Annotated in this window: 10 protein-coding genes; 6 read left to right on the top strand and 4 right to left on the bottom strand. The window is 38.3% G+C overall.

The window, feature by feature from the left end; translation table 11 throughout:
* Nucleotides 1-534: 534 nt before the first annotated feature.
* A complete protein-coding gene (locus tag E0E16_RS01900) occupies nucleotides 535-1,056 on the bottom strand; it encodes a histidine phosphatase family protein (RefSeq protein ID WP_130828585.1) in 522 nt (173 codons plus the stop codon).
* Nucleotides 1,057-1,181: 125 nt separating this feature from the next.
* Between E0E16_RS01900 and E0E16_RS01905 the strand changes: the two genes are divergently transcribed.
* Nucleotides 1,182-1,841: a DUF308 domain-containing protein gene (locus tag E0E16_RS01905; protein WP_130828586.1), complete on the top strand. Its 660-nt coding sequence runs from the start codon at nucleotides 1,182-1,184 to the stop codon at nucleotides 1,839-1,841.
* 867 nt (nucleotides 1,842-2,708) lie between these two features.
* Here the strand turns inward: E0E16_RS01905 and udk are convergent.
* Genes udk through E0E16_RS01920 form a run of 3 tightly spaced genes read right to left on the bottom strand, consistent with a single transcriptional unit; the run spans nucleotide 2,709 to nucleotide 5,017 of the window.
* The gene (gene udk, locus E0E16_RS01910; RefSeq protein ID WP_130828587.1) at nucleotides 2,709-3,335 is read right to left on the bottom strand and encodes a uridine kinase; all 627 of its coding nucleotides are present in this window, start codon (nucleotides 3,333-3,335) and stop codon (nucleotides 2,709-2,711) included.
* Nucleotides 3,336-3,388: 53 nt separating this feature from the next.
* A complete protein-coding gene (locus E0E16_RS01915; protein ID WP_130828588.1) occupies nucleotides 3,389-3,970 on the bottom strand; it encodes a uracil-DNA glycosylase family protein in 582 nt (193 codons plus the stop codon).
* Nucleotides 3,971-5,017 (bottom strand): endonuclease/exonuclease/phosphatase family protein, encoded by a 1,047-nt coding sequence (locus tag E0E16_RS01920; protein ID WP_130828589.1) that lies wholly within the window; start codon nucleotides 5,015-5,017, stop codon nucleotides 3,971-3,973.
* Nucleotides 5,018-5,212: 195 nt separating this feature from the next.
* Here E0E16_RS01920 and E0E16_RS01925 point away from each other — a divergent pair, with 195 nt between their 5' ends.
* The 5 genes from E0E16_RS01925 (at nucleotide 5,213) to E0E16_RS01945 (ending at nucleotide 11,990) form a co-directional block, all read left to right on the top strand.
* Entirely contained in the window at nucleotides 5,213-7,792 is a 2,580-nt protein-coding gene (locus tag E0E16_RS01925; protein ID WP_130828590.1) for a TonB-dependent receptor, read from the top strand.
* A gap of 17 nt (nucleotides 7,793-7,809) precedes the next feature.
* On the top strand, nucleotides 7,810-9,138 hold the full coding sequence (locus E0E16_RS01930; RefSeq protein ID WP_130828591.1) for a DUF5689 domain-containing protein: 1,329 nt from the start codon (nucleotides 7,810-7,812) through the stop codon (nucleotides 9,136-9,138).
* 28 nt (nucleotides 9,139-9,166) lie between these two features.
* Nucleotides 9,167-10,510 carry a choice-of-anchor J domain-containing protein gene (locus tag E0E16_RS01935; protein ID WP_130828592.1) on the top strand — a complete coding sequence of 448 codons (1,344 nt, stop codon included), beginning with the start codon at nucleotides 9,167-9,169 and terminating at the stop codon, nucleotides 10,508-10,510.
* A 143-nt stretch (nucleotides 10,511-10,653) separates the two neighbouring features.
* Nucleotides 10,654-10,905, top strand: a complete 252-nt coding sequence (locus E0E16_RS01940) for a type B 50S ribosomal protein L31 (RefSeq protein ID WP_130828593.1) — start codon at nucleotides 10,654-10,656, stop codon at nucleotides 10,903-10,905.
* A gap of 134 nt (nucleotides 10,906-11,039) precedes the next feature.
* On the top strand, nucleotides 11,040-11,990 hold the full coding sequence (locus tag E0E16_RS01945) for a DNA/RNA non-specific endonuclease (RefSeq protein ID WP_130828594.1): 951 nt from the start codon (nucleotides 11,040-11,042) through the stop codon (nucleotides 11,988-11,990).
* The last annotated feature ends 385 nt before the right edge of the window (nucleotides 11,991-12,375 follow it).

Genomic DNA, 12,375 nt, shown 5'->3' on the forward strand with positions numbered 1-12,375 from the left:
TTTTTATTGCTGTCCGGTAAAAATTAACTGAAAGCTCTGTATCTCTTTATCCATCGGTATTGCAGCCGTTTTACTCATCCTGGGGCTTGGTTTTCAGTTTCAAACTGTAAGCATTATAAAATGCACTTATTTTGACAAGAAAAGACCTAAAATAACCGATAATTCTAAGAAATAATAAGTTTAAGTCTATTTTAACTAACACAGATAGCCCCAAAAAAGTTTTACCGGACAGCAATAAAAGTTTTTATAAGTTTCTTTTATATTGCTGTCCGGTAAAAATTAACTGAAAGCTCTGTATCTCTTTATCCATCGGTATTGCAGCCGTTTTACTCATCCTGGGGCTTGGTTTTCAGTTTCAAACTGTAAGCATTATAAAATGCACTTATTTTGACAAGAAAAGACCTAAAATAACCGATAATTCTAAGAAATAATAAGTTTAAGTCTATTTTAACTAACACAGATAGCCCCAAAAAAGTTTTACCGGACAGCAATATTTCTTTTATAATCAATCGTCGATTAGAGCAATCAAGACGATTAGCGCAACTTCAAAACTCTAATTTCTGCATTGATCATTACTTTAATTTCATTCATTGGCTTTTGAAAATAAACGCTTTGAATGGCTTTATTGATGATACCATGACCAACCGCCAATACGTGTTGGTTCGGGAATGACTCTTTTAACCAATTAAGAAAGTGCAAAGCACGGATTTTAAGAGCATCCAAAGATTCAATATCGGCAGGCCATTTTGACGGATCATTAAGATTTGCCAAAGAAGGAATATATTTTCCGGTGAAGCTTCCCCAGTCGCGTTCGCGCAATAAGGGAGTAATTACAACCTCTTTGTCATGTGGCTCGGCTATCATCTCACAAGTTTCAACGCTCCTCTGCAAATCGCTCGATACAAAGGCATCAAAATGCCTTGAAGACAATTCATCAGACAATTTTTGTGCTTGGAGGATTCCTTTAGCATTCAATTTTCCGGGAGTTTGTCCTTGCATGATTTTCCTTTCGTTATCGAAGGTCTCCCCGTGGCGCACTAAATATAATGTTGTCATGGAATGTATTTTTTGAACAAAAGTAATAAAATATAAGTAGGAAAAGTTGAAAGTTGAGATTTTTTTGTACTTTTGTATCAAACTTGGCGGGGAAATCCCTCACGCCATTCCAATACCATTTAATTATGAAGATATTTCAAAGTTCAATTATTCGGGCAATCATTGCCATTATCATAGGATTTTTGCTGATAAGATATAGAGAAGAAACCATGAGATGGATGACCATAACTATTGGTGGATTGTTTTTAATTTCAGGATTATTCTCTTGTATCTTCTATTATATCGAGAAAAACAAGTATGATAAAGCTGCTTCACAAAATGTTTCTGAGAAGAATGTAAGTCTCCGAAAACCTATTTTCCCGATTGTAGGTGTTGGTTCCGCTGTTTTAGGAATCATTTTAGCAATGATGCCGGGAGATTTCATTAAATGGGTTGTTTACATTTTAGCCGCTATACTCATCCTCGCCTCCATCAATCAATTCATGAATCTTGCTCGTGCCAAGATGTATGCCCATGTACCGATTCTTTATTGGTGCTTTCCCATCATCACCTTGGGAATAGGAATTTTAGTGATTGCCAAGCCAATAGAAGCAGCAACGTTTCCACTAAAGATAATAGGTTGGTGTCTGATATTTTATGGGGTTGTGGAACTTTTAAATGTCATAAAGATTTACCAAATGAAACAGGCTTATGACAAGATAGAAGAGAATAAGATTGTAACCGGGAGAAAAATAGACGCTGAAGAAAAAATAGAAGAAGCCGAAATTGTAGAAGACAACGACTAGGGCTTCGACAGAAAAAGCAGAATAGCCCATGATATTAAGGATATTCTGTTTTTTTTTATAAAACAAAATCGGTCGTTATAAACCATTTTAGTTCTAAAGACATTAGAAATGTTCAATTATATATGCTTGTTATTCAGTGATTTACTAACTTTACCGCGTTTTATTCTAAGCATGACCTTTCCATTGAGAACCTTGTTTCAAACCACTTTTGGATAACTGAGGCTTGTGGGAGTTCGGTAGTCATGGCATATAAACTTCATGTCGCTGTTTCGCCATGCACTGATCAACCTCGCGAAAAAAGCAGTTTCCAAAAATCATGCACTATGAACTCATATCAGTACCTGCACCTGTCCGGGCAAGACAAAAGACAAGCATATTCTTTATTTTTGGAGCATTGAAAACACAAAAGTTCTTCCCGCCAATATGGGAGAAATCAATAATGTCCTAAATTTTCTTCATTCATCTATCCAAAGCTTAGCTTTCACTTTCCAAAAGCTTACCTTTTACAATACAAAAGGTCATGTATTGCTGTGCAAAAGCTTAGCTTTTAAATCGCAATTAATATCATTCTCATTATCAATAGATTACGAAGTGCATTTCGGACGTGGTTTTTGTAATATAATTTCATGGTGATGGTCGGGGCGAATGTTCGCTGTCAAGCGTCTGTTTGGCATTACCTGAATACGAATTGACGTCATGAAGAGAATGGTGCTATCCGGCATTGGAACAAAATACGTAAAGTCTCATGATTTGATTCAACCTTGCGTGGGGCACAAAATTATTTAGGACACAATAGGGAAAAGATAAAGATTTTCTCACTGCCATACAACACCGGGAAATCCTAATGACCGATTTGGATAAACAATGTTATGCCTGGGGTGCAAGCCCTTGTATATATTTGCACAAAATACCTATTCCCTTGGCATTCTCTCCCCCCTGCGGAATGATGAGATCGGCAAATCGCTTGGTTGGCTCGATGAATTGCTCGTGCATGGGCTTTAGGACTTTCAAGTAGCGATCCACCACCATGGAGACGGTTCTTCCCCGATCAATCGTATCGCGTTCAATATTTCTAATCAAGCGTTCATCGGAATCGCAATCAACAAAGATTTTCAAATCCATGACGTCACGTAATTTCTTGTTAATAAGGGTCATGATTCCTTCTATAATAATTACCGGCTTGGGTTCCACATGAATTGTTTTAGGTAAGCGGTTGCTCAAGAGGTAACTATAAGTTGGCTGTTCTATTGCAATTCCATTGCGCAAATCATTTACTTGCTTGATTAGTAATTTCCAATCAAATGCGTCGGGATGGTCGAAATTTATGGCTTTGCGCTCCGCATCCGTCATACCGGTCGTATCATTATAATAAGAATCAAGCGGTACGACTGCAACGAAATGAGGGGGTAGCGTTTCGACTATTTTCTTTACCACAGTAGTTTTTCCGGAACCGGTTCCTCCGGCTATGCCAATGATTGTTATTTTATCGTCCATCTAAGGTTTACATGTTTTTATTTCGCTAATTCCTTTTTGTTAAAAAGAGCGTGTTACTTCAAATCTATTTCCTCGAACATCTGTTGATAATACTCAGCTTTCTTTTCCACTTTCATCGGAAACGCCCTGCTACTGCTTGGCTGTCGGTAAAGACGAATATTACGCCCCGAGAATTCAAAGCCGACATATTCTCCCATCTTCAGGTGCCTTGTGTCAATATGGAAATGGGATGTTATAAGTCGAGAAGCCAATTGTCCGGCACCAACCACGGCTTTACAATTAGGCAGCGCGCGCAATATTCCATCTAAATCTGAAGTCTCAACAATTTCCAAATCTTTGTCAGAAGCTGTGCCTGTAGGTCTATGAATTTTCAGAGCCGTGTCGAAAATTGCCACGCCTTTCTCTTTCAAGAAAGGTTTGAGCAATCCCAATCTATAAGTCTTATTTCGTTCATCGACAAAGTGTAATTTGTCATGAAAGAATATATGCCCAAAGATACGCCACATGTCATTGCTAAAATTGGGATAATACCACTCTACGCACCACCATTTGGGAGGTGGAGGAAAAGTTCCCAGCAGCAATAACTTTGCATTGGAAGGCAGCCAAGGCTCGAAAGGATGAGTTTCAAGCTCCATCTATTTCTGTTCTTTCACAAAATAAGCCACAACGGGTAAATGGTCTGAGTATCCGTTTAGCCAAACTCCTCCTGCTGTTGTTCGTTTAATATTTCCCTTGTATTTCCCACTCTCTTGAAAGAGATAATCGCGATGGAAAATTTGGTTTTTCCAATATTTAAGTTCTGAAAAATCTTTTTTACCAGTCCGATTTATTAAGTTGGGAGTCATCACAATTTGATCAAAAAGATTCCATTTTCCTTGATACAGAAGAGTTCCCTTACCTTCTTTCACAAGAATATTATACCATGGATTGTACATATCTCCATCTCCAACTTCTTCAATTTCTCCTTTGGCGGAAAGGCATTCTTTCATACTCTTGTTGGTTGGGTCATCATTCATATCCCCCATCACAATAATTTTGCAAGAAGGATCCTCTCTCAATATCGAATCCTTTAGTGCTTTTACTTGTTTTCCACCCAATTCTCGATAGTAAGAACCTGCGCCTCTACTTGGCCAATGACAAACAATAACCGTTAATTTTTCGCCGGCCAAAGTACCGGTAATGGTTAAGAAACCACGTGTGGCATGATTACTATCGGCGGGTAGTTCGTAAACATACGGAACCAACTTTGAATCTTGGACCGAAAATAATTTAGGATTATAAAGCAGTGCACAATCAATGCCACGTTTGTCAGGTCCTTCTATATGGACATATTTATAACCTCGCTTTGCCAAGGCCGGCTGAGCTGTCAAGTCATCCATCACATTTGAATTTTCCACTTCGCTCAATCCAATGATTGCACATCCAACATCCGGGAGCACATCAGTGCCCATTTCCGATAATACTTTGGACATGTTCTTCAACTTGTTCTTATACTTCATCTCGTTCCAGCGATAAAGCCCATCGGGCAAAAAGTCATAATCGTTTTTGCCTTCATCGTGAATACAATCGAAGAGGTTTTCTTGATTATAAAAACCAATCGCATAAACTGAATACTTTTTTTGCGCAAATGTTATGTTGGAAAACAACAATGCACCTAAAAGAAAAAATAAATATTTTCTCATCTTTCAATATCTCAAAATTTACTATTACTACAGAATAATTGTTTATATGTAATCATCATTAGATTTTGCAAATATCGGTATTTAATTCCAAACTAAAGCATCTTTAATAGAATATTAATCAAAAAATACTTTCTTATTTAAAATTTATTTCGTTACTTTGCAACAAAGTATAAAATTATATTAATTATTTCAACTATGCAGAAAAAGCTGAAACTGGCTATACTCGCTGTTTGCAGTTCATCAATTGTATTTGCCCAAAATACAAATACAAAAGTGAATAAAGACAATGAGATGGCAAATACAATGGACGAATCAGCCTTTACATTTACTGAGGCACAGTTAGGAGAAGATAACGACAGAAGTGAAAACATCACAATTTTGAACTCCAATAGTAATGTCTATGCGTCTGAAGTGGGTTATCTATATTCGCCGATGCGCTTCCGTTACCGTGCACTTAATCAAAAGTATAACGATGTTTACATTAATGGTGCCCCTATGAATGACATGGAAACCGGACAATTTCGTTTCTCTTTGGTAGGTGGCTTGAATCAACAAACACGCAATGTGGATTTTGCGCTTCCGTTTGAAAACAACAACTTTTCCATGACAGGCTTGGCGGGTAGCAATAACTACGATTTTCGTGCGGGTTCAATGGCAGCCGGGCATCGTCTCACCCTATCCGCAGCCAACCGTAATTATTTGATGCGAGGTATGTACACCTATGGAAGTGGATTCAATAACAAAGGCTGGGCAATCGCTGCCAATATAACGTACCGCTGGGCTAATCGTGGGTATGTGGAAGGAACGTTCTATAACGCTCTCTCCTATTTCTTTGGTGTGCAAAAAAAATGGGACAACGGGCATTCGTTAAGTCTATCAACATGGGGCAATCCCACGGAACGAGCATCACAAGGCGCAAGTACCGATGAAGCATACTGGTTGGCAAACGATTACCAATATAATCCATATTGGGGATATCAAAATGGACATAAAAGAAATAGCCGCGTTGTTAATGACTTTGCTCCGGCAGGTATTCTTACTTGGGATTGGGACATTAATGATAAACTGAAATTGACTACCAGCTTCTTTGGAAAATACTCAATGTATAAGAGCACAAAACTGAATTACAACAATAGCGACAATCCCCAACCGGACTACTGGAAAAACCTTCCAAGCAGCTATTATGACGTGTGGAATGAAAACAACGCAAGGTACCGCACATCGCAAGCTTTCAATGATTGGAACTCGGCAGTAGAATGGTGGAGACACAAAGAGAATCGACAAATTCAATGGGATCGTCTTTATTATGCAAACCGACAAGCTGCACAAAATGGTCAGGACGCGCTATATTACCTACAAGCGAAACACAATGATAACACGACTTTAACTTTCTCTTCTTCGCTTACCAATAATTTTGGAAAAGATAAGGTCTTAAATGTCGGCATCATTCTCGGTCAAAACTTCGGGCATCATTACCAAACCATGGAAGATATGCTTGGCGCGAAGAGCTTCCACAACATCAATACTTATGCCATCGGTACTTATACCGCAACTGACCCCAGAGTTCAATATGACTTGAACACAATGGGTGCTCAAGGATTGGGAGCGTTGGTTTATGAAGGTGATAAATTCGGATATGATTATAACATCAATGTTCGTCGAGGAATTGTTTGGAGTAATTATGCACAGTCTATTGGAAACATCCACTACATTATTGCAGGTAAAATGGCTTATGATAATATGTATCGCAAAGGATATATGCGTAATGGAATGTTCGCTGACAACTCGTATGGAAAAAGCAAACATGCTGACTTCCTTTCCGGTGGCGGTAAATTTAGCGGAATATGGACAATCGACGGCAATAATACCTTGTCCTTGGGATTAGGCTATGAGCATCGCGCTCCGAAGGCAAGCACGGCTTTTGTTTCCCCCGAGATGAATAACAATTTTATTCAGAACTTGCGCAACGAAAGAATTTTCTCCAGCGAATTTAGCTATCAATATGCAAATAGATGGTTGCATGCTAATTTAAGTGCTTATTATAATCATCTCACTCATGTAACGGAATGGCAGAATTTTTATTTTGACGATGCTAATTCATTCACCTACGTGAGCATGACCGGTATAAAGAAGAATTATTATGGTGTTGAGCTTGGACTTGACTTCAAACTGACAAGTTTCTTAAACTTCAAGACCTTAGGCACATGGAGCGAAGCTAAAAATATCAACAATGCTGATGTTGTATATATGAACAGCACAAAGAACACTTACTACAAAGATATAGTATATAACAAAGGGATGCGCGAAAGCGGAACACCGCTATCAGCTTATAGTGGCATATTAAGCTTTCATCAAGGTGGATGGTTTATCGATATTTCCGGAAATTATTACGACCGCATTTATTTGTCCTACGCACCAAGTTTACGCTATCAAAGTACTTTGGAAACGATGGGTACACAATTCGGCGGAATTGATGCGAATGGAAACTATACTCCTTATGCACAAAGCAAAGGAAAGGGTGGCTTTATGCTCGATGCTTCTATAGGTAAAAGCATTTATTTGAAGCACGGAAGTCTCGCCATCAACTTGATGATAACAAACCTTTTGAACAATCAAGAACTGGTAAGTGGCGGATATGAACAAAGCAGGAGTAGCTACACAGTCAATAAGGCTACAGGTGAAGCTAACGCAAGAGCTTATAACTTCTATAAAAACCCCAAGAAATACTATGTAAATGGTATCAATGGTATGTTAAATTTGGCATATAAATTCTAAACGAAACAACTCACTCGATGATGAAAATAAAATTTTTATTAATGGTTGCAATCGGTGCGCTCTTCGCATCATGTATGGGAGACAGTTATGCGGAAACCGATGAAAAAGCTTCAATACCGTTTGGCAATAACGACATTCAAGAAACAAATGTTATCTCTATTGCGCAATTAAAAGAGAAGTTTTCCGATGTAATCCTAACTGATTATAGAGATGGAGTAAGCTACAAAAAAGTAGCAGACGACATACAAATAAAAGGAATAGTAACCAGTACCGACATCCAAGGAAATATATATAACGAGTTAGCCCTGCAAGACGAGTCGGGTGCCATCATTGTCTCGATAGCGCAAGGAGGGTTATATAGTTTCTTGCCGGTGGGTACTGAGATTATCATGAACCTAAAAGATTTATATGTGGGAAACTATGGCTTGCAAGCACAAATCGGTGTCCCTACAATGAATTCAAAAGGACTGTATTCCATCGGAAGAATGAGTAGAGCTACATGGGATAAACACTTTAGAATTTTATCAAACGGAAATAAAGTTGAACCGGAAGAATTCGCTGTAGGGAACACTCCAACAACTTGGAACTTAAACAAAGACGGAGGAAAATTAGGAATCATCCGCAACGTTAGTTTCAAGAGCAACAATTCTACGGTAGATTCCACCTTTGCAAATGCAGCTGGCGGTCCGGGTAGTGTCAGCTGGACACTCAACGAACAAGACAGCAGGAATATTATAGTCTATAATAGTAATTTTGCAGATTTTGCAAATGCGAAAATTCCAACCGGGAAAGTAGATATAACCGGAATAATAAAGAGGTTTAACAATCAGTGGGAAATCATTATACGAACATTGGACGATGTTCAACCCGCAAACACAGCGAGCACGGCATACTATTCATGTACGCTTGCAGAAGACCCTGCGGATTGGACTTACGAACAAGGAGAACTTCCGGCAGAACTCAGCTATGTATGGAGATGGGCATCTCCTGCTTATGGGATGAAAGCTTCCGCATACGTAGGTGGTACCAACTACGAGACGCATGCACGTGCTATCACTCCGCAAATTGATCTCGCGACAGCAAAACACGCAACTCTCTCATTTGATCACGCGGCAAAATTCTTTTCTGATTTTGACAAAGAGCTGCAAGTACAAGTTTCAACTGATAAGACTAACTGGAATACTCTCAAGATTGATGTTAAACCAACGGGTGATTATTGGGATTTTGTTAGCGCAAAAACAGATTTAACTCCCTATTGTGGAAAGAAAATCTATATCGCGTTTTTCTATAATAGTAGTTCAACCGGTGCGGCAACGTGGGAAATTAAGAATTTAGTAGTAAAATAAATATCAACGATAATAAAAATACAATAATATGAAGAAGCTAATTTATTCAATTATGGTAATGGCAACAGCTTTCGCCTTTACAAGTTGCGAAGATGTACCAATGCCTTACGACATGACGTTTGAGGAAAATGGAGGTTCCACTGACACACCGCAAGCGGAAGCTAAAGGAACAGGAACAATGGAAGACCCATTCAACATTGCAGCGGCCCAAAATTTTATCACCGCAGGTAAAGACCTTGACAAGATTGTTTACGTTAAAGGTGTCATCAGTAATATAAAAGAAATAGATGACGCAACCTTTGGAAATGCCACTTATTATATTTCAGATGATGGCTCAATCACCAATCAGTTCTTGGTTTATCGCGGTTATGCGTTGGGGAATAAGAAGTTCACTTCAAAAGATCTAATCAAGAAAGGAGACAAAGTCGTAATTTGCGGAAAACTTATCAACTTTAACGGAACAAAGGAGTTTGCGCAAGGGAATTACATCTACTCTTTGAACGGAAAGACCAATGAACCAACACCGGCAACAGACCTTAACACGGAAGCAACTGCATTCACTGTTGCGCAAGCCATTCAAAAGATAAAAGACAATGATGGGAAAGCCTTAAATGGAGAGGCTTATGTGAAAGGTATCATTTCCGAAGTATTCATCTACAACGAAAAATACAAGAGCATCTCTTATTATATCTCTGACAATGGGACTGACAAAGCTCTCCAAATTTATTCCGGGAAAGGGCTAAATGGTGCTGATTTCAAATCCATAGATGATTTGAAAGCTGGACAAACAGTTGTAGTAAAAGGCATTTTGAAAGCATTTACCAACAAAAATGGTGAAACCATCTATGAAATGGATAAAGAAAACAAGCTCATCTCTATTTCAGAAGGCGCGGCACCCAATGTCGGATTAGAGGCTACTTTTGCAGAGAATATGGGAGGCTTCACGATAGTAAATGTCAAACCTCTTCCAAGCGATCTTGAATTTGTTTGGTATCATGATGCGAAGTATAAGCAGATGAAGGCTACCGGGTTTAAAAAACCAAATAGCTATGAAACACAAAGTAGAATTGTTTCGCCTTCTTTCAGCTTGCAAGGCTTGACTAAGGCAACATTGTCATTCCAACATGCAGCTAATTTCTTCAAGGCAATGCCAGTTACAGAGGGTTGTAAGGTGTTCGCTTCTACAGATGGCAAGAAATGGACAGCACTTAATATCACTGGTATGCCGTCCGGAACTGATTGGACTTTTGTGGATGCCACTTGCGACATGACTCCTTTTGCAGGAAAGACGCAAGTATTTATCGCCTTTGAATACAACAGTTCGGCGGAAGCTGCCGGCACTTGGGAAATAAAGAATGTCGTCGTAAAATAAAAAACTTGTCTAAACATTTGGCAGGGTGCGGAATTATTCGTAATTTTGCACCTTGTTGAGTTGTCTTAAAGTGTTAAGCAAAGAACACAAGACAAGCCCTTGATAGAAGATATTTTATTATTAACAAACTATATTATTACAAAATGAAAAAAGGTATTCATCCAGAAAACTATCGCCCCGTCGTATTCAAGGATATGTCCAACGGCGATATGTTCCTTTCAAGATCTACTTGCAAATCAACAGATACAGTAGAATTTGAAGGTGAAACTTACCCAGTGGTAAAAATTGAAATCTCAAGTACCTCTCATCCGTTCTATACCGGAAAGAGTAAACTTGTGGATACAGCCGGTCGCGTTGACCGCTTCATGAATCGTTATGGTAAGTTGAAGAAATAAGACCATATAACACCAGATGGTACAAAGTGCGGTCAAGCGTAGTTGCATATGCGCTTAACCGCACTTTATCATTTTAGAATGTTCCTCTGTTTGCAGGCAACAAGTTTTAAAATCATTCAGATACCAATAGCATCATGAAAAGAAGTAAATTATATAACTTGGCATTATTCTCCTATTTTATTTTCTTTACAACATTCTATTCATGTAGTGGAAGTAAATCACCAATCGATGGAGACGATGGGGTAATAGCGCAAAACAATTCCAATTCAAACTTAGAGAATAAAAACCTTTATACACATAGGTTGGAATTTCCGCGTGTAAAGGGAGATAACAACATAATTCTTGTTCATGAAGCCCAACTTGCTTATGACAACAAACAAAAGAAGACCCATTATGAATATGGAGTAAACTATAGCACGGAATGGGATATTCAGAAGAAATCACAACGATGGAGCTGCTACCAAATGTATGCAAATAACAGTATTCAAAATACCAACAGATACAAACCTAATACAAATATCGGAGAACTGCAATATCCACAAGACCCACTATTGGACGCGCATAACGCATTTTCATCAGATCCATATTGGCGTTCCGGATTTGATCATGGACATATTTGTCCGTCTGCCGACCGCCTATGTTCCAAAGAAGCCAATATTCAGACGTTTTATTTAACAAACATGCAACCCCAATGGAATAGTTTCAACGCCGGAATTTGGGAAAAAGCTGAAAGCTGGTTGAGAAGTAAGAATAACGATGGCTTTCGAGATACCCTTTATGTTGTCAAAGGTGGAACAATAGATCGTGAAAACCTGATTATGCAAAAATTAAATAACGGTCTCATTGTCCCAAAATATTTTTATATGGCTATTCTTGCCAAGAAAGGGAATTCATATATGGCGATTGGACTTTGGTTCGAACACAAAGCAAATGATGGCAATCTTACCGCGTCTTACGTTCGTAACATCGATGAATTAGAAGAGCTTACCGGAATAGACTTTTTCTGTAATCTTCCCGATGAAATTGAAAATCGAATAGAAAGTCTTCCACGTAAAAATGTTGCAAGAATATGGGGATTGAAATAAGGATAATTCATTATTTTTTAATGAAGATATAAATATATTATTGATGGATTTATTTTTGTCAAATACCAAATTATCAGGTTTTATGCGATTTTTCAAATAGCTTTTTGAGCCCCTTTATTATTTAACCGTTGCGAACACAAAAAATGAGATTAATATTGAGAATAATAAAGGTACGTACTGCTTTTTTTGTTGCGATAGTAAGTGCTGATAATCAATTACTTACAAATCGATTTTTAAAAGTGTCTTATACGGATTTAGCTTGTCACAATTCTGACTATAAAAAAAGTAAGAAATTATGACAAAACGTAAAACCCCGCGCGAATTTTCGTATTCGTTCAAGCTGCAAGTGTTAATTGATTATTATTCTAGCGGTTCTTCTCAAGCG

Source organism: Prevotella rectalis (genome assembly GCF_900607215.1).
Taxonomy (GTDB): Bacteria; Bacteroidota; Bacteroidia; order Bacteroidales; family Bacteroidaceae; genus Prevotella; species Prevotella brunnea.